Genomic DNA, 16,875 nt, shown 5'->3' on the forward strand with positions numbered 1-16,875 from the left:
GCGATAGATACAGTTCGTGCTCACAAAAACATGACCCTGTATTGCCGTTGGAGATTTTTAGTTTAGAGACTGGCTGTAAAATTACCAGTTAGATACAGCAGCTTTTAGTGCAGATTGAGCGTTAGCGATCGCTTGCTTACGTCCCTCTTCTCCCCCCATCAAATTATCTGCATGAATGAATTGCAAATCGGTGATGCCCATGAATCCCAAAATGAGTTGCAAATATGGGGTTTGCATATCGTAGGAATGAGCAGGGCTACCTTCTGGATAACTCCCTCCCTGAGCTGCAACAACCAGTGCTTTCTTGCCATGAACCAGTCCCTTATAGCCATTCTCATCAACCGCAAAGGTACGACCCACCCGTACGATTTGGTCAATGTAGGCTTTGAAACTAGCTGAAATGCTGAAGTTATACATCGGCAAGGCAAAGACAAAACGATCAGCAGCCAAAAATTCATCTACCAACTCATCTGAGATCCGAATTGCCTCAGCTTGTTCAGGTGTATGTTGTTCAGGAGATGAATAAGCCGCAGCAATCCAGGGTTCCGTCACCAAGGGAACAGGGTTATGTCCCAAATCTCGATAGGTCACCGTATCGTCTGGGTGAGTCGCCTTCCAATCGTTAACGAACTCTTTAGAAAGGGTGCGTGAGATTGAGCGATCGCCACGAGGACTTACATCAATGTGAAGGATATGTGCCATAAACAACCTAACAAATTGGACTTAAACTGCAAAGCAGAAGCAAACTCAGTAAACTAAATAGGTAGTACCCATCTTGCTTATAGTAATTTGTTGATGGCGATCGCTAAGTTTCTCCCGACACATTGCGTCAGTAATAAGAAAACATTCCGAAAAAAGATTGAATGAACAGCGAAGAATTAGCTCGTTACTTGGAAGCAACGGACAGCACATTTAAGCCTTGGCTGCTCGCTCAGCTTCGTCTTAAGAAACTAGAGGAACGACGGGCTGATATTTCGCCTGAAGAATACGCTAGTGAACTAGCCGACATTCATCAGAGCGTCATGAACTTGGGCGAATGGTGGCACGGTAGAGAAGACGAGATGTTTAACCAGCGGTAACAAGCTTTACCAATTTAGGATTAGCTGATTTGTCATTAACGTCTGGCTGACGACTGACTACTCTGATTTAGGTGAATGGTAGGCTGTCATCAATAGACCGATGTGCAACGCTATGCCTAAACTCAAAAAGACCCCATCACCTGTAGATCTGAGTGACCCACAGTACTATTTCAACCGTGAGTTGAGCTGGCTAGAGTTCAACAATCGGGTGCTACACGAAGCCTTTGACCCCAGAACGCCATTGCTAGAACGGCTGAAATTTATGGCGATCTTTGGCAGCAATCTAGACGAGTACTTCATGGTGCGGGTTGCTGCCTTAAAAGAACAGGTCGAAGCGAACGTGAGCAAACTTCCTCCAGACGGACGCACGCCTCAAGAGCAGCTTGACCTGATTAGCCTGCGCCTGCGACCCATGGTGACTCAGCAGCATCGTCACTTTGAGCAGGCGTTGCGTCCTCAGCTTGCAGCAGAAGGCATTTACCTGCTGGACTACATGGAATTAACCCAGGAACAGCGCCTTTACATGCAGCGCTTTTTTGAGGAGCAAATTTTTCCGGTTTTGACTCCATTAGCAGTTGATCCAGGGCATCCCTTTCCCTACATTTCTAATCTCAGCCTCAACTTGGCAGTGGTAGTAAAAGATTCAGAAACGCAGGAAGAACACTTTGCCAGAGTCAAAGTGCCTAATGTGTTGCCTCGATTTGTCTCTTTGCCATCTGATCTACAACTGCACCAAAAGGGGCGACCCGCCTTGTGGACGGGTGTTGCTCTGGAGCAGGTGATTGCTCACAACCTGGAGTTTCTCTTTCCAGGAATGAATATCCAGGAGTACTATCCATTTCGCATCACCCGTAACGCCGACCTGGATGTAGAGGAGGATGAAGCAGATGATTTGCTCCAGGCGATCGAGCAAGAGCTGCGACGGCAGCGATTAGGTGGATCGGTCGTGAGAATGGAGATTCAGGCTTCCACACCCGAATCAGTGAGAGAAACACTGATGCGTGAAATGGGTCTAGTCGAGAACGATGTCTACAATATCGAGGGGTTGCTGGGCATGAAGGACTTGATGTCTTTCATGAAGCTATCTGCTCCTAAACTCAAAGATGACCCTTGGATACCCGTAGTTCCACCTCGGCTGCGCCGAATCAGTGAGACAGATGCCGATGGCAGTTCCGTGGACATCGAAGATGGAGAAGATTTTTTCTCAGTGCTGCGTCGGGGCGATTTACTCGTTCACCATCCTTACTATTCTTTTCCAGCAACGGTGCAGCGGTTCATCACGCAGGCTGCTCACGACCCGAACGTGCTAACTATCAAGATGACGCTTTATCGCACGTCAGGTGACTCGCCAATAGTCAAGGCGCTGATTAGCGCGGCTGAGAATGGTAAGCAGGTCGCTGTGTTGGTTGAGCTAAAGGCGCGTTTTGATGAAGAAAACAATATCAACTGGGCACGGAAGCTAGAAAAAGCAGGCGTTCACGTTGTGTATGGGTTAGTAGGACTCAAAACTCACACCAAGGTCGTTTTGGTCGTGCGGCAGGAGGAAGAGCGGATTCGTCGCTATGTTCACATTGGCACGGGCAATTACAATCCCAAAACGGCTCGCATCTATACAGATATGGGGCTACTCAGCTGTCGAGAGGAATTGGGTGCTGATCTGACCGACTTGTTCAACTATTTAACAGGATATTCGCGGCAGCAGTCTTACCGAAAGCTGCTGGTTGCACCAGTGAATTTGCGCGATCGCTTCCTGACGCTGATCCAGCGTGAAGCTGACCATGCCAAGAATGGACATCAGGGACGCATTGTTGCCAAGACGAACGCCCTGGTTGACTCAAAACTAATTGCCGCTCTGTATGAAGCATCCCGGGCAGGTGTAAAAATTGATCTGATCGTGAGGGGAATTTGCTGTTTGCGTCCCGGTGTAGAAGGCATAAGCGAAAATATTCGCGTGATCAGCATTGTCGGTCGTTTCCTCGAACACTCGCGAATTTTCTACTTTCACAATCAGGGCAACGAAGAAGTTTTTATTGGCAGTGCAGACTGGATGCCGCGAAATCTAGATCGACGAGTAGAGGCAGTTGTCTCCATCGAAGATCCTGACCTCTCTAAAGATTTGCAGGAAATTTTAGGGGTCATGCTAGCAGACAACCGCCACGCCTGGGAATTACAACCTGATGGGCACTACAGTCAACGACGACCACAGTCAGGGGGAGAACAAAGTTCGCAAGATATTTTTATGGAAATGGCGGTTCAGTCCATTAGCTAAACGAGGGAGAGCTTTTACACTGCGCCAATTCTTCCCCAAGGAGGATTTAGGGAAACTGTAATAACTCACTGTTTATACAGAGAGTTAATTGAGGGGTGAAGCCCCTTAGTTGCGCTGGTTCAGGGAAGAAACTGAACGAGATTTAAAATAATAAAAACCCTCAAACTGGGGTGTCCGAGGGCTGGAGTTCCTGAAAATCGTCACTGAAGGCATTCTTGCAACCCTCTGTAAAATCCACAAGAGGGGCGTGACCCACCATACAGGGTGGCAGGGTCAAAAGCTATTCCGCAATCAGGCTGGCTAAGAGTGCGCGATCGTGAGTCGATTGACGTTGCTCGATCGGAACGTAGGACGCATTTCGAGCGCCAGTATAGATTTGAGTGGGGCGGAAGATGCGGTTTTCGGCTAGCTGCTCCTTCCAGTGAGCGAGCCAACCTGAGACACGGGCGATCGCAAACACAGGCGTAAACAAGTCCGTTGGAATGCCTAACTTGCGGTACACCAAGCCCGAATAGAAGTCCACATTCGGGTAAATGCCCTTGTGCCCTAGTCTTTCCTCCACAGCCGTTTCTAGCTCAACTGCGATGTCGTAGTAGTCATCTCGCCCAAATTTCTCAAAAAGCTGCTCTGCCAGGTTTTGCAAAATAATGGCGCGAGGGTCTTTAACCTTGTACACCCGATGCCCGAATCCCATAATTTTGGCTTTGCGCTGCAAACAACCGTCTAGATAAGGGCGCACATTTTCTACTGAGCCAATTTCTTCAAGCATTGTGATCACTTCTTCGTTTGCGCCACCGTGTAGGGGTCCGGCCAGCGTCCCCACTGCCGAGGCAATAACGGCATAGGGGTCAGTCAGCGTTGAAGCGGTCACCATTGCCGAAAAAGTCGAAGCGTTGATGGTGTGTTCGGCGTGCAGGGTCAGACACACATCAAAAATGTGTGCCGCCAACTCGTCAGGTTCTTGCTCGTTGAGCATGTACAAGAAGTTGGCAGAATAATCTAAATCATCGCGGGGCTGAACGGGGTCATTTCCCTTCCGCATTAGTTGGAAGGCTGCCACCATCGTGGGAATTTTAGCCAGCAGTCGCACCACAGCAGCTCGGATATAAGCCGGATCATCCAAAGCGCGACGGGAGTAGAATAGCCCTAACGCCGCTGCACAAGCTTGCAGCGCATCCATTGGATGACCGCTCTCAGGAAAGCACTTCATCATGTCGCGAATGCGATACTTGAGCCGCCGATGGTAGCGGATTTCATGCTCGAATTCTGCTAGCTCATCTTTGGTAGGTAGCCCACCCCAAATCAACAGATAGGAAGTTTCTAAAAAATTGCTTGACTTTGCCAGTTCATCAATGTTGATGCCCCGGTATTCCAGGATGCCTTTCTGCCCATCGACGTAGCTGATACTCGATTGAGTGGCAGGAATTCCCTCCAAGCCGGGTTTATATTCACAAAAAGTCATAACTCACCGTTGCTCAACCTATATGTAATTAGAATACGCAACAGACTGACACACTCCCGCTGTCGGTTCTGTTATTCCAGAGCAATCTGCTGTGGATAGCTTTCGGGCTTCGTTCAGGCTCATGGCTGACTCAATGAAGCCTGTTTGTATCCCGTCGTATCCCGTCTTTATAGATTAGCGGTTGCGTGTGCAAGTGTGGATCTAAATTAGACATCCTGCGATGGTAGCGCGGTTCTGCCAGCTACCATTCACCCTTGAAACAGTGATTGTCACAGGAGTCTTGGTGAGCGGTGAGAGTTGGCGATCGCCCCAACTTCAAAAGGTGGAAGCAGGTGGCACGTACATTCCAGGATTACCTGTAACATTTGGCGCTCCTGGTGCCGCGTTTGGCATTCCTGGTGCTGCACTGGGTATGGACGGAGCCACGTTGGGTACTGCACTGGGCACGGACGGCACCGGAGCAGCAGGAGCCGGAGCCACCGGAGCAGACTGAATCATTGGCGATTGAGGTGTAACCTGAATACCGCTGCTCGGTGGCGGGATCACAGGCTCACCCGTAGAAAATGGAATCGTTGAATTGGGGCTTGAGTTTGGAGCTGGGGTTGCCGGAGTCACCCCAAAAGAACCGTAGGGAGAAGGGTTTGCGTCACTCGTCGTGGGTGCAGTTGGGATCGGGTTGTAAGCATCAGGAGCAGGGGAAGTTACGTCAGCCCCGCTATCGGGCACTGGAGGCGGGTCAACGGGAGGAATCTCTAGCGGTGGCGGTGAGACTGGCTCAAAGTCGGGTTCGTCTGCTTGACTGCAACTGCTCAAACCTGCCGCTACCAAAGAAACTGCCAGCGCTAACAACACAGTGCGAGGGCGGGATTTGTAGGATTTGTTTAACATCATCTTCCGACTTAACCGATATAGGTTGACTGTTGTAGACCTGGAAGACTGCCCCTAAATAGTCGAGTTCGTAGATATGCAAATCTAAGGCGAATACCTCACCTGTCTGGACAAACGAGTTGCCGAACCCTTGCGTTACATTTTATTTAATTTTTTCTACTTAATCTCTTAGTTTTTTAATGATCTGGTAAAGATTTGAAGGATCTTCCCATCTCACACCGTCAATCCGCCTTGAGCGTAACCAGTGTGATTAGCTCAGGTGACACCCTTTGACTCAGACGAAGTTCCGCAACAGCAGCATCGAACGATCGCCCCTGAGTGATGCGATCGCTAATTTCCTTTACCTCACTCCAGGTCAGATCGCTTTCAATGAAAGCTTTGGCAACGGCAATCAGTAGGTCCACACACTCGTTGCCTTCAGCCTCGGTCATCATCGTATGGGGAATGTCAAATTCTTTGTCAAAGCAGTGATACCAGGACTTTGGATGGAGTTTGCGAATAGATTCAAACAATATCCGCAAGTCTTTATTGCTAACTGCTGCATCGCTACCGCTTGACACAATGAGCGAGCGCGCAGTGGGATGCGTTTCAACGCGATCGAAGATTTCCTGCCCCATTTCCAAAAAGACGCGCAGGGCTGGCATTCGAAATCCAGGGTAGCCAAAGTGAGCCGTTCCGGGTTCGCTTTTCCACTCAAAGTAGATGTTGAGAGCGCGAATCACCCAGTCCAGCACAACGTTGCTGTTGCGAAGGTAAGGGGCAAACAGCAAGGTTTGATCGACCCGTTCAGGATGCTCTAGCGCTAGCCAAATCGCCAGGGTTGCCCCACCTGACAGTCCACCCAAAACCACCTCTTGCCCCAAATCTTGAACCCAGTGCAGCCAATCTTGCCCAAACTGCTGATAGATTTGCCGATCTTCCGGCAGGGGTGGCGGAGAGTCACTGTCCCACTTTCCAGCTACGCCATGCCCTGGCAGCAAAGGAATCAAGACGTTGTAGCCTGCCTCAAAAAAAGTTTTGCCAATTGGGACAAACTGAGCAGGTGCAGCCGTAAACCCATGAAAGAATAAAAATACCTTGTCCGTCGGGTTAGGGTGAAGCAAAAATCGAGAACGACAGTTTTCATCCATCAAAGACAAGTCATCCTCGGCTGCTGCAACCGCCTGTACCAATGTCGCTGTTAAAGTGGAGTAATCGGGCATCTTCCTATATTGGTCGGGCGATGATTACAGTAGCGTTTCTAGTTCAACCTAAGCAATTCGCTCAAGTTAAACAATCCTCCTTTAGATGACTGATTCCACGGCTCGTCCTAAGCTTTTACAACCCCTTGACCGAACTGCACTGGTTTTGATGCTGGTGCTGGGTTTGGCGATCGCCCTGTTAATTCTCAAGGGCGATCGCACTGCCCCCCATGTGCGCGACTTTAGCTGGCAAAATGCTCATGTTGGGGCAGAAGACACCGCTTTTCTGTTCACCTTTAGCCGCCCGATGGATCGCACCAGTGTGGAAGAAAATTTGCGCCTGGAGCCGCCGCTCCCTGGGAAATTTAGCTGGTCGGGTCGACGAATGGCCTACACGCTTGAAAAGCCTGCGCCTTACGGCACTCAGTTTGAAGTACGGCTCCAGGGTGCCCGCGATCGCTTTGACAACTCAGACGACGAGCGAACAGCGATTGAGCCATTTCTAGGGAAATTTCAGACCCGCGATCGCGCTTTTGTGTATCTAGGCGTGGAGGGCGAGCAAGAGGGACGATTGGTGATGTACAACCTGACGCATCAGCAAGAGCAGGTGTTAACGCCGGAGAACCTCGTGGTGATGGATTTTGAGCCTTATCCAGACGGCGATCGCATTCTCTTTTCCGCGACCGATCGCACTGCCCAGCAGCAAGGTAGCCTTGATCAGCGTATCTACACTGTCACCACTGGAATTCAGGTGCGATCGCCAGATAGTCTAGGAGGACAAGACCCTGCTTCCACTTCCATTGAGCCGCAGTCCGCTGGTGTAATTCAACAGTTGTTAGACAGCCAGGATTATCAGAACCTCAAATTTGACCTTTCTCCCGACGGTCAAACTGTGATTGTGCAGCGCGTCAGCCGAGAAAATCCTGGAGCCGACTTTGGGCTATGGATTTTGCAGCCCGACGCTGAACCCCGGCCGCTAGAGACTGAGCCAGGAGGCGACTTTTTAATCGCGCCAGACAGCAGTTCTGTGGCGATCGCTCAGGGACAAGGCATGGCCATTCTGCCGCTGGACGACCAGGCAGACCCGCTCGACTTTTTGCCCCAGTTTGGCATGGTGATGAGCTTTAGCCGAGATGGTACTGCTGCTGCGATGGTGCGGTTTAATGTAGAACCCCAAAACCCAACGCGATCGCTTTTTCTAGTGACGAATCAGGGCACTGAGGAAGAGATATTTCGTACAGACGGCTCGATCCTTTCAGCCGAATTTGACCCTGCTAAGCGATTCCTTTACTGTCTGATGACCGAGCTACTGCCCACTGAGGCTTACCTGGAGCAACCCTATTTAATTGCGGTAGACCTAGAAACTAAGCAACGAACTAATCTACTGCTATTGCCCATTCAGCGCGACATTCAAATGAGCCTTGCACCTGATGGGCTAGGCATCTTGTTTGACCAGGTTATCGCTGAAACGGAGGAAGGGGTTGAACCAGGAGTGCTTCGCAGTCAGGAAGGGAAAGCGATCGCCTCCAGCAAACTTTGGTTTCTTCCTGTTGTCCTTGCAGCAGATGGCACTCCTGCACCAGTCGAGGCACAGCCCTTGCCGCTGGCCGGGTTAAGACCACACTGGTTGCCCTAGATCAACTGAAATTTTTGAGTGAAAGCGCGGCGTTGCTGCGCTTTCGTTTTATGCGGAATCCGTTTCTTAAAAAAGCACGATTTGGTGTAGGGGGCGAAGCATTCGGTTACAATCCTTGCAATTGAAGCACAATTCTTTTGCCGAATGCTTCGCCCCTACCGATACCGCTACTCTATAGACAAATTTGGTATTAATTAGTCTTTATTAGTCTTTCAGCTATACGAAATGATAAGGTGGCAGGGCTTCTCCCAGACTCAACTGCCAGTGAGGACACTGAGACTGCCAACTCGGTAAGCTCTGGTGAGGCGTGAAGCTAGCCAAAAAACTTGCCAAAAGATAAATTCGCTCCACTCCATCCTTGGGTTCAGACCGGACTAAATCAGGGTAATGCTGGGCGATCGCCTGCATCAACTGTTCCAATTCGCTTTGCTGCTGCTGCTGTTGCTCTGCCTGACTTTGATAGCGCTGCTTTTTCGCCAGAAAATAATCTTTCCCCTTTAGATCGGATTCAATGGAAGGTTGCGATCGCTCCACAGGCGTTAACTTCAGCACATACTCGGCCTTGCCCTGTAATTTAGCTAGCTTTTGCAAATATTCAGAGTTTCGAGTTGCTAAATGCTCCAACAACCCTTCATGAGAAACAAAATAAGTACCAAACCGCAAAGGCAAAACAACGGTCTGACGAAATAATTCTTGGATTACTCGATCATGTACCAAAACAGCTTGCATCAGCTGTTCATCACTGTTTTGCAGTTGCTCAACCTGAAGCTTAGGCTCTACCACAGCCGACAAATATGCCCCGTTGACTAGAGCAAGGTCGCCCAAAATACCCTCCGGCAGCTCCGGCGGCATCTCAGAACGAGGAAGAAAAGCGTAGGTGTACATCCCCAAAAACCTGTTGCCTTTCTTTCAGTAAAGCAGGAATCGGTGTTGCTGACTGGCAGTTGATTTCGAGATGAAACAATTAAGTCATATTTGAGATATATCTCAAGAGATCATTGTCTCGATTGAGCCAACCCTGCAGAAAAACTCGCTGGCTTGGATCCTGGCTGACTCGGCGGTAACGGTAATCAATTCTTGCCTGACAATAGCGTCTGGCAGTCGTTGCCGTGTTGCCCCGTGACAAAGCGTTTCTGGTGGCTGGACCAAAGGAACCATCCACCCCGATCCCTAAGGTTTCTTGAAGAAACTCCGTTGCGCCACCCACGCCAAAGTTAATTGCCGTATCCAAATGCACGATTGCCAAGGGACGTACCATTAGCTCACACTGAGCAGGTTTCCAGTACATATCCCGATAGATTTCATGGACTTCAGCATCCGTAATGTGTCGAACGCTCTGAGCCCCAAGTCCTTTGCGTCTGCGATAAGACTGATAGGTCGCTGTTGTCACGCCTTTATTCGTTTCTCCCCCATAGTCAGACGGATTATTTACATACCCACCTTCCCAGCGCAGTGAAAAGCGTAGCCCTTCACTAAAGATATTGCCTGTTTGTGGAGCAGGTGTAGGCGTGGGGGCAGGACGGGACGGGGTAGGAGTAGGGGAAGGACGTGGGGGCGCAGGAGTAGGGGTGGGAGTGGATACCTGTACTCCTACGGAACTGACGATGAAATAAGCCGCTTTGGGCGAAAGCTCATCTGCTCGAAACCCATAATAATCGGCAAAAGATCGGTAGGCTGAACCCGTTTGTGATCCCCAGATGCCGTCAGCACTTCCGGCTGAAAAACCCATTTTGTTGAGCGACAGTTGGAGAGACTGAACAAGAGCACGGTCTTGTTGAACGCTGTTGATCGGGTAAGTTGCTTGTCCCCTGGCGATCGCTTGTAGATCCATATTTGAAAAGAAAGTTAGCTAAAAGGCGAGAAATAGCTTTAGTGTACCGAGACAAAACCTGCCTTCTACTTTAAGTAGAGCTTCCGCAATACTTTGTAGAAAATTAACGCATGTTCAGGGCTGTGCCTGTTACTCTTCGCTTATTTTCTACCGAAAGATAGTTGTTGCCCATCGCCCGTTCAGGTCTGTTCCCCATCACCCAACTTGGTTCAAGTTCAGGTTGTATATTCAGCGTTAATTTTGACGTAGTCATAGCTAAGATCGCAGCCCCAAGCTACCCCTGAGCCATGTCCACTTCCTACACTAACTGAAATTAGAACTGTATCTGTCTTTAAGTATTCCCCTGCTGCTGCCTGTTTCAGGTAAGCGCTAGCAGCAGCGCGATCAAATTCGAGCGGTTGACCATGCTCCATAAGTAAGAAGTTACCTAGCCGCACCTTCAGATCATCTTGCTCGAACGGAACACCCGCCCGTCCAGCAGCAGCGGCTATTCTGCCCCAATTGGGATCGCGTCCAAAAATGGCAGATTTGACTAGCGAAGAACCGCAAATCGTTCGAGCAACTTGGCGAGCAGACTGATCATCGCTTGCCCCCTCAACCCGCACTTCAACCAAACAGGTCGCTCCTTCCCCATCACGGGCGATCGCCTTCGCCAAATGCACACACACCTCAGTCAGCATTGCTTCTAGCTTTTCGGCATCCGCCCCCATTTCGGTAATCGCAGGGGTACGAGATTGCCCGTTCGCTAACGCCAGCAGCGTATCGTTGGTGCTGGTATCGCCATCTACGGTGATCTGGTTAAAACTTTTGTCAGCAGCGCGGCTGAGCATGTCTTGCCACAAAGGAGGGGCGATCGCCGCATCACAGGTGACAAACGCCAACAGCGTCGCCATGTTGGGGTGAATCATCCCAGACCCTTTGCAAATGCCGCCAATGCGGACGGGGCGATCGCCCAACATCGTCTCCAAAGCAATGGTTTTTGGCACCAAATCGGTAGTCATGATCGCTTTAGCAGCCTGATCCGATCCATCCTCTGAAGCCGCAGCCACAAGTTTGGGAACGCCTGCCCGTAGCCCATCCATCTTAATTCGCTGACCAATCACCCCCGTTGAAGCAATCAGCACCGCTTCCGGTGCGATCCCCAATGCCTCAGCTAACAGTTGAGCACTTTCCTGAGCATCAGACCAGCCCTGCGCTCCCGTTGCTGCATTTGCCTGACCCGCATTACAGAGAATGGCACGAGCGCTGCCCTTTGTCTGGAGGCGCTGACGGCAATAATCGACACAAGCTGCTCTGACCTGACTGGTGGTGAATACTCCGGCGGCGATCGCCTCCACATCCGACAAGATCAGCGCTAAATCCGCCGCGCCAGACGGCTTCAGCCCAGCCGCAATTCCCGCCGCCCGAAAGCCTTTCGGAGCCGTCACACCCCCCGAAATCTCATGCCAATCAGCCATCGCTAGTCTCCCTGTTAGTTAGGCGTTGCTGGATGGAGAGGGATTTTTGCAGGTGAAAACTAGTTTTCACCTGCAAAAATCCCTCTCCTAAACTTATTGCTCGATCTTGACCGACAAAATCTTGTCGCCTTTACGAATCGCATTCACAACATCCATGTCCTCAGTTTGTCCAAAAGTGGTGTGAACTCCATCCAAGTGAGGCTGAGGCGAGTGGCAAATAAAGAATTGACTGCCGCCCGTATCTCGTCCTGCATGAGCCATCGACAACGTTCCGGCTAAATGCTTATTTTGATTGATTTCGCATTTAATTTTGTATCCGGGGCCGCCTGTCCCGGTTCCCTGAGGGCACCCCCCCTGAACCATAAAGTTGGGAATGACGCGATGGAATGTCAGTCCGTCATAAAACCCTTTTTCTGCCAGGTCAACAAAATTTTGAACTGTGTTGGGCGCATCCTGGTCGAACAGGTTGAGATGGATAGTGCCCTTCTCAGTTTCCATAATTGCGCGAGTCATAGTTTCTCCTGTATCTACTAAGGATGTTCGGGAATCGAAAATTCAACTCACACGATAAACGTGCAGCCTAGTTTACGTCAGTCTGCGGTTTAGGAGCTAGGGAGGTTTGCAGTTTGACACAGCGAGGTCAACTCTGCTCAACCCTTACTCAATAAGTTTGGGCGCAGAAGCAATGCTCCTACGCCCAAACTCACTCATTTTAAATTAATTAAACTGAAACGATACCTAACTGACCCAGCGTCTAACGGCCTTAGCTAAAGGAAGCATGGCTGCGATCGTAGTTAGCTCGGAATGTGGGATGAGGTTGCCCTTGAATGTGGTTCCAATATTCAGCTGATTCAGGCGGTAGTCCTACTTCAGCCGCCGTCCGTCCAAGCATAGACTGTTGACGCTGCTTAACCAGATGATGGTGGCGCATCATTAAGGCACGAGCTCGATCTTGTGTAGTCATATAAAAACCTCTGTAATTTAGTATCTAAAAATTCTGTACACAAGAACTATAACACAATTTTCTGTAACAAAGACTACAAAATGCAGACTATTTCAAAAAATCAATGCTTTCAGGCATTGCTAATCAAAGCTACAAATCTGATAAAGCACTTTGCGTAACGCTCCTCCTGGTTTGCTTGATCAAAGCCCCCCTCAGCAGTAAGCTCAGACAACACCTGAAACGAGATTCTCAGGTTAAATAGTCTGGGTTAGTTAAAGCAAATGGCGGAGACGACAGAGAATCGAATTGAAGCAGGAAACTTGGAGTGGTTTTACCGTGCATCTGACCCTGTAAATTCAACCAAACAGGTTCCTGTTGTGCTGCTGCATGGATTGCCCTCGCAGAGCTATGGTTGGCGACACATTTTACCGGCTCTGGCAGATCATGGGTTTCAGGCGATCGCCCCCGACTGGATTGGCTTTGGCTTGTCTGCCAAGCCTGACAGGCGCAAATTTGCCTACACTTCTGATGCCTACATCGAAGCACTGGAAGAATTCTTCAAGGCATTAGAAATCGAGCGATTTTCCCTCGTCGTTCAGGGATTTTTAGGATCTGTTGGTTTGCAATATGCACTGCGCCATCCTGACCAGATTGAGCGATTGGCGATTTTGAATGCTCCTATCACAACTACCGCCAAACTACCCTGGAAAATTAAGCAACTGGGACTGCCTTTAGCGGGTGAAATGCTGACTCAAGATCCGCTCCTGGTCGATCGAACTCTAGAAGGCGGTGGCGGCTATCGAGTTGAGGATGAAGACCTGGACGTTTATCGCCGTCCGTTCTTGAAAAGCTCTGATGCGGGGCGATCGCTCTTCGCTGTCGTCAAAAACCTCAAACTTCAGCAAGCAACAGCCGAAATTCAGTCCGGTTTCTCCAACTGGAAGCAGCCTACCTTGCTTGCCTGGGGCATCAAAGACCCCTGGTTGCCGTTAGGCATTGCCGAAGCCTTTACAAAAATCGTTCCCTCTGCCGACCTGGTACAACTTGAAGAAGTGGGACACTATCCCCAAGAAGATTGGCATGAAAAAGTGAGTGAAGTATTGCTCCCCTTCCTACGAAGGCAGGTTGTTTAGAGGCACAACTTCTTCTCAATCTGCTGTGATATGGGCGTGTTGTCTATTCAAATCAAGTAGGCATCTTGCTGCTCACAGGGGGTAGTTTGGGGGTTAGTTTAGGCTCGTAAGTTGACAATGATTGCTAACCTCTGACTTCTGAGCTATAAACTATTCAGCATTTTGAGATATATTTCTTCACAAAGGCAGCAAGCTATCGACTTACAAAAGAATGGTGGCTTGGTTGTTTGATGTTAAAAATTAGGAAGCTATGATACGTTACCGATCTATTCTGGCTTTTGTTTTGGCAGGCATTGCCGCTTTCCTCGTCAGTTGCAGCAGTCCCGCAACAATGGCAAAAGCGCCGACCTACACCGAGGCTCAACTTGCTCAGATTGAACGATATTCTGCTGACGTGCAGGAGTTGCGCGATCGCCTCTTGGAAATTCCACCCCTGGTTCAGGCTCAACGCTGGCGAGATGTTGAAACCTTCATCCACGGACCCTTGGGTGAGTTGCGTTTCAGAATGGGTAATTTAGCCCGTAGCTTAGATCCCAAAGTGCAGCAAGAAGCTCGTGCTGCAGCCCAGGAAGTATTTGAACACCTGATCGCGATCGACGAAGCAGCCAAAGCGCGAGATAACCGCAAAGCTTTGAGCAATTACAACGGGGCACTGGCAGATTTTGAAACTTTCCTGAAGCTTGTTCCAGCGTCTGAGCAGCCCGTAGCCTTTGTGCCATCGGCTTTTGTTAACACAGTTCAATGACCCATGTTGTGGTAGTTGGCTGTGGAGTCGTGGGGGCGGCGATCGCCTATGAGCTAAGCCAAATTCCAGATCTGTCTATCACCGTGTTAGATCGTCAGCCCCCGGCTCAAGCCGCTACAGGTGCAGCATTGGGCGTCCTCATGGGTGCGATCAGCCAAAAAGTTAAGGGAAATGCCTGGAGAATGCGTCAGTCCAGCATTCAGCGCTATGAGACGCTGATTCCTGAACTGGAGGCGATCGCCCAACAACCTATTCCTTACAATCGGCAGGGCATTTTGATGCTCTGCTTTGATGTCGAAGCCTTGCCCCGGTGGCAGCAATTAGCTGAAACCCGCCAAACGCAAGGTTGGCAACTAGAAATTTGGGATAGAGAAGAACTCCGTCGCTGTCCCCAAATTAATCCAGAGAAAGTACTAGCAGCGATTTATTCTCCCCAGGATCGGCAGGTTGATCCCACTGCACTAACGTTAGCCTTGGTCAAGGCGGCACAGACGAAGGGCGTTACCTTTCACTTTGACGCTCAAGTGCTGGAATTGAAATCTACGGCAGATGACTCACAAACTTGTCAACAGGTTCAGACAACAGCAGGAAATTTCTCCGCCGACTGGGTTGTGATTGCGGCTGGGTTAGGCTCAACGCTGCTTACCCAAGCTGGGATTCAACCCGTTGATATTCGACCCGTTTTAGGGCAGGCTTTACAGTTGCAGCTAGAGAATCCGCTGGGCGATCGCAACTTTCAACCCGTGATTACAGGCGATGACATTCACCTCGTGCCGCTCGGCAACGAACAGTATTGGGTTGGCGCAACGGTTGAATTTCCTAATGATGCGGGGGAAGTTAGTGCTGATTCTGCCCAACTGGATATGGTGTTAGAGGGGGCGATCGCCCTCTGTCCGGCTTTAGCTCAAGCCAAAATTCTCAAAACCTGGTCGGGGTTACGTCCTCGTCCATACGGTCGTCCTGCACCAATCATCGAACCGCTACCAGAATACACTAACGTTCTACTTGCGACAGGGCATTATCGCAACGGCGTATTGCTTGCTCCCGCAACGGCTCAAGCAGTTTGTGATTTATTAGCAAAGTGAGAGCATTTTAGTAAAAATGCTCTCACTCTTAACTATTGCTAGCATCCTCTTTCTTGCAACATTTACTCGGTCTGCAATTGGTTTTGGCGATGCGCTGATTGCAATGCCTTTTCTGATTCTTCTGGTTGGACTAAAAACTGCAACACCGCTCGTCGCTCTGATGGGTTCAACTATCTCGCTAGTTCTTCTGATCAATGAATGGCGCACATTAGATTTACGCCGACTGTGGCAGCTCATTCTTTCAACATTTCTCGGCATTCCGTTTGGCTTAGTCCTGCTACGTTTTGCTTCAGAGGACTTGGCTAAATTGCTATTAGGAATTCTGTTAATTCTCTATGGGCTCTACCAACTACTGGGATTATCTCTACCTCAGACACGCCATCCAGCATTAGCAGTTATTTTTGGCTTTATTGCAGGAGCATTTGGCAGTGCATACAACACGAGTGGAGCAATCATCGTCATTTACGGAACCTTGCAAAGATGGGAACCCGATTATTTTCGAATCAATCTGCAAGGCTACTTCCTGTTAACGAACTGGGTTATTGTTGCAAGTCATGGATTAGCAGGACTATGGACATCGCAAGTTTTGCAACTTTATGCTTACTCTCTTCCGGCTATTTTGGTAGGTGCTTGGGCAGGTGAAATAATTAGCAAAAAAATTCCGAAAGCAATATTTAGTCAGCTAGTATATGTTTTACTAATTTTGCTTGGAATTCTATTTATCACTTAAGACGACGTGATGTTTAGCAACACTCATTAATACTCTAATCGCTTCAATAAAAAATACAAATCAATCATCGGAATTGCGGGCACCAATACAGCCAGCAGGACATTAAAACTTAAAACTTGCACGAGCACAAAGTAAAAACTGATCCAAAGGCTGACTGTTAAACCAACGGGCGAAGCTAAGAACTCCAGAAATTCCAAAATGCCTAACAGCAATCCCATCATTGTTTCTCCTCTCATGGGCTTATCCAGGGGTGATAAATGCTTAACACGGATCAGTAGACAAGTTTACAGGGCACTACAGATTTTCTTCAGCTTAAGAGGTAAGGAGTGTAACTTACTCACTATCAGCATGAATTAAGTAATACCTATTCTTCAGTCTTCCGCATTACCTTCTTGGGTACTCTTTGGGGTGCTGAAGTTAATTTTGCTAGAAATCA

17 protein-coding genes are annotated in these 16,875 nt (G+C 49.3%); 7 read left to right on the forward strand and 10 right to left on the reverse strand.

Going from position 1 to position 16,875, the window contains the following annotated elements:
• Positions 1–81: 81 nt before the first annotated feature.
• On the reverse strand, positions 82–702 hold the full coding sequence (locus tag H6G00_RS16360) for an FMN-dependent NADH-azoreductase (protein WP_190646495.1): 621 nt from the start codon (positions 700–702) through the stop codon (positions 82–84).
• Between the two features lie 161 nt (positions 703–863).
• On the opposite strand from H6G00_RS16360, the gene H6G00_RS16365 reads away from it, so the two are divergent.
• Both H6G00_RS16365 and ppk1 read left to right on the forward strand, forming a co-directional pair.
• Positions 864–1,079 (forward strand): hypothetical protein, encoded by a 216-nt coding sequence (locus tag H6G00_RS16365; protein ID WP_190646494.1) that lies wholly within the window; start codon positions 864–866, stop codon positions 1,077–1,079.
• 112 nt (positions 1,080–1,191) lie between these two features.
• The gene (gene ppk1 / locus H6G00_RS16370; protein WP_190646493.1) at positions 1,192–3,348 is read left to right on the forward strand and encodes a polyphosphate kinase 1; all 2,157 of its coding nucleotides are present in this window, start codon (positions 1,192–1,194) and stop codon (positions 3,346–3,348) included.
• A 280-nt stretch (positions 3,349–3,628) separates the two neighbouring features.
• Here the strand turns inward: ppk1 and H6G00_RS16375 are convergent, their stop codons facing one another.
• The 3 genes from H6G00_RS16375 to H6G00_RS16385 all read right to left on the reverse strand — a co-directional run bounded on the left by H6G00_RS16375 (position 3,629) and on the right by H6G00_RS16385 (position 6,900).
• Complete coding sequence (locus H6G00_RS16375; RefSeq protein ID WP_190646492.1) at positions 3,629–4,810, reverse strand: citrate synthase; 1,182 nt, start codon at positions 4,808–4,810, stop codon at positions 3,629–3,631.
• A gap of 315 nt (positions 4,811–5,125) precedes the next feature.
• Positions 5,126–5,701, reverse strand: a complete 576-nt coding sequence (locus tag H6G00_RS16380; protein ID WP_190797565.1) for a hypothetical protein — start codon at positions 5,699–5,701, stop codon at positions 5,126–5,128.
• Between the two features lie 218 nt (positions 5,702–5,919).
• Positions 5,920–6,900: an alpha/beta fold hydrolase gene (locus H6G00_RS16385; protein WP_190797566.1), complete on the reverse strand. Its 981-nt coding sequence runs from the start codon at positions 6,898–6,900 to the stop codon at positions 5,920–5,922.
• Between the two features lie 85 nt (positions 6,901–6,985).
• Between H6G00_RS16385 and H6G00_RS16390 the strand changes: the two genes are divergently transcribed.
• Entirely contained in the window at positions 6,986–8,515 is a 1,530-nt protein-coding gene (locus H6G00_RS16390; RefSeq protein WP_190797567.1) for a hypothetical protein, read from the forward strand.
• A 216-nt stretch (positions 8,516–8,731) separates the two neighbouring features.
• Here the strand turns inward: H6G00_RS16390 and H6G00_RS16395 are convergent, their stop codons facing one another.
• The 5 genes from H6G00_RS16395 to H6G00_RS16415 form a co-directional block, all read right to left on the reverse strand.
• Positions 8,732–9,400 carry a GvpL/GvpF family gas vesicle protein gene (locus H6G00_RS16395; protein WP_190797568.1) on the reverse strand — a complete coding sequence of 223 codons (669 nt, stop codon included), beginning with the start codon at positions 9,398–9,400 and terminating at the stop codon, positions 8,732–8,734.
• 79 nt (positions 9,401–9,479) lie between these two features.
• Positions 9,480–10,346, reverse strand: a complete 867-nt coding sequence (locus H6G00_RS16400) for a glycosyl hydrolase 108 family protein (protein WP_190797569.1) — start codon at positions 10,344–10,346, stop codon at positions 9,480–9,482.
• Between the two features lie 215 nt (positions 10,347–10,561).
• Positions 10,562–11,803, reverse strand: coding sequence for a bifunctional ornithine acetyltransferase/N-acetylglutamate synthase (argJ, locus tag H6G00_RS16405; RefSeq protein ID WP_190797570.1), 1,242 nt, complete (start codon positions 11,801–11,803; stop codon positions 10,562–10,564).
• 93 nt (positions 11,804–11,896) lie between these two features.
• Positions 11,897–12,316, reverse strand: coding sequence for a peptidylprolyl isomerase (locus tag H6G00_RS16410; protein WP_190797571.1), 420 nt, complete (start codon positions 12,314–12,316; stop codon positions 11,897–11,899).
• Positions 12,317–12,566: 250 nt separating this feature from the next.
• Positions 12,567–12,767, reverse strand: coding sequence for a hypothetical protein (locus H6G00_RS16415; RefSeq protein WP_190797572.1), 201 nt, complete (start codon positions 12,765–12,767; stop codon positions 12,567–12,569).
• A 260-nt stretch (positions 12,768–13,027) separates the two neighbouring features.
• On the opposite strand from H6G00_RS16415, the gene H6G00_RS16420 reads away from it, so the two are divergent.
• The 4 genes from H6G00_RS16420 to H6G00_RS16435 all read left to right on the forward strand — a co-directional run bounded on the left by H6G00_RS16420 (position 13,028) and on the right by H6G00_RS16435 (position 16,439).
• Positions 13,028–13,879, forward strand: coding sequence for an alpha/beta fold hydrolase (locus H6G00_RS16420; protein WP_190797573.1), 852 nt, complete (start codon positions 13,028–13,030; stop codon positions 13,877–13,879).
• Positions 13,880–14,129: 250 nt separating this feature from the next.
• A complete protein-coding gene (gene psbQ / locus H6G00_RS16425; RefSeq protein WP_190797574.1) occupies positions 14,130–14,624 on the forward strand; it encodes a photosystem II protein PsbQ in 495 nt (164 codons plus the stop codon).
• On the forward strand, positions 14,621–15,709 hold the full coding sequence (locus H6G00_RS16430) for an FAD-dependent oxidoreductase (RefSeq protein WP_190797575.1): 1,089 nt from the start codon (positions 14,621–14,623) through the stop codon (positions 15,707–15,709). Before psbQ ends, H6G00_RS16430 begins: the two co-directional genes overlap by 4 nt.
• Before the next feature lie 16 nt (positions 15,710–15,725).
• Entirely contained in the window at positions 15,726–16,439 is a 714-nt protein-coding gene (locus tag H6G00_RS16435; protein WP_190797576.1) for a sulfite exporter TauE/SafE family protein, read from the forward strand.
• A gap of 26 nt (positions 16,440–16,465) precedes the next feature.
• Here H6G00_RS16435 and H6G00_RS16440 read toward each other — a convergent pair whose 3' ends face one another.
• Entirely contained in the window at positions 16,466–16,675 is a 210-nt protein-coding gene (locus tag H6G00_RS16440; RefSeq protein ID WP_190797577.1) for a hypothetical protein, read from the reverse strand.
• Positions 16,676–16,875 lie beyond the last annotated feature (200 nt).

The sequence above is a fragment of the Leptolyngbya sp. FACHB-541 genome (assembly GCF_014695875.1).
GTDB lineage: Bacteria > Cyanobacteriota > Cyanobacteriia > Elainellales > Elainellaceae > JAAUTN01.

What these genes read in the sequence shown, in the direction of transcription:
- H6G00_RS16420 (WP_190797573.1), top strand. Translation starts at nt 13,028, where the DNA reads ATGGCGGAGACGACAGAGAATCGAATTGAAGCAGGAAACTTGGAGTGG.
- psbQ (WP_190797574.1), top strand. Translation starts at nt 14,130, where the DNA reads ATGATACGTTACCGATCTATTCTGGCTTTTGTTTTGGCAGGCATTGCC.
- H6G00_RS16385 (WP_190797566.1), bottom strand. Translation starts at nt 6,900, where the DNA reads ATGCCCGATTACTCCACTTTAACAGCGACATTGGTACAGGCGGTTGCA.
- H6G00_RS16375 (WP_190646492.1), bottom strand. Translation starts at nt 4,810, where the DNA reads ATGACTTTTTGTGAATATAAACCCGGCTTGGAGGGAATTCCTGCCACT.
- H6G00_RS16390 (WP_190797567.1), top strand. Translation starts at nt 6,986, where the DNA reads ATGACTGATTCCACGGCTCGTCCTAAGCTTTTACAACCCCTTGACCGA.
- H6G00_RS16400 (WP_190797569.1), bottom strand. Translation starts at nt 10,346, where the DNA reads ATGGATCTACAAGCGATCGCCAGGGGACAAGCAACTTACCCGATCAAC.
- H6G00_RS16380 (WP_190797565.1), bottom strand. Translation starts at nt 5,701, where the DNA reads ATGATGTTAAACAAATCCTACAAATCCCGCCCTCGCACTGTGTTGTTA.
- ppk1 (WP_190646493.1), top strand. Translation starts at nt 1,192, where the DNA reads ATGCCTAAACTCAAAAAGACCCCATCACCTGTAGATCTGAGTGACCCA.
- H6G00_RS16360 (WP_190646495.1), bottom strand. Translation starts at nt 702, where the DNA reads ATGGCACATATCCTTCACATTGATGTAAGTCCTCGTGGCGATCGCTCA.
- H6G00_RS16365 (WP_190646494.1), top strand. Translation starts at nt 864, where the DNA reads ATGAACAGCGAAGAATTAGCTCGTTACTTGGAAGCAACGGACAGCACA.
- H6G00_RS16395 (WP_190797568.1), bottom strand. Translation starts at nt 9,400, where the DNA reads ATGTACACCTACGCTTTTCTTCCTCGTTCTGAGATGCCGCCGGAGCTG.
- H6G00_RS16440 (WP_190797577.1), bottom strand. Translation starts at nt 16,675, where the DNA reads ATGAGAGGAGAAACAATGATGGGATTGCTGTTAGGCATTTTGGAATTT.
- H6G00_RS16435 (WP_190797576.1), top strand. Translation starts at nt 15,726, where the DNA reads ATGCTCTCACTCTTAACTATTGCTAGCATCCTCTTTCTTGCAACATTT.
- H6G00_RS16410 (WP_190797571.1), bottom strand. Translation starts at nt 12,316, where the DNA reads ATGACTCGCGCAATTATGGAAACTGAGAAGGGCACTATCCATCTCAAC.
- H6G00_RS16415 (WP_190797572.1), bottom strand. Translation starts at nt 12,767, where the DNA reads ATGACTACACAAGATCGAGCTCGTGCCTTAATGATGCGCCACCATCAT.
- H6G00_RS16430 (WP_190797575.1), top strand. Translation starts at nt 14,621, where the DNA reads ATGACCCATGTTGTGGTAGTTGGCTGTGGAGTCGTGGGGGCGGCGATC.
- argJ (WP_190797570.1), bottom strand. Translation starts at nt 11,803, where the DNA reads ATGGCTGATTGGCATGAGATTTCGGGGGGTGTGACGGCTCCGAAAGGC.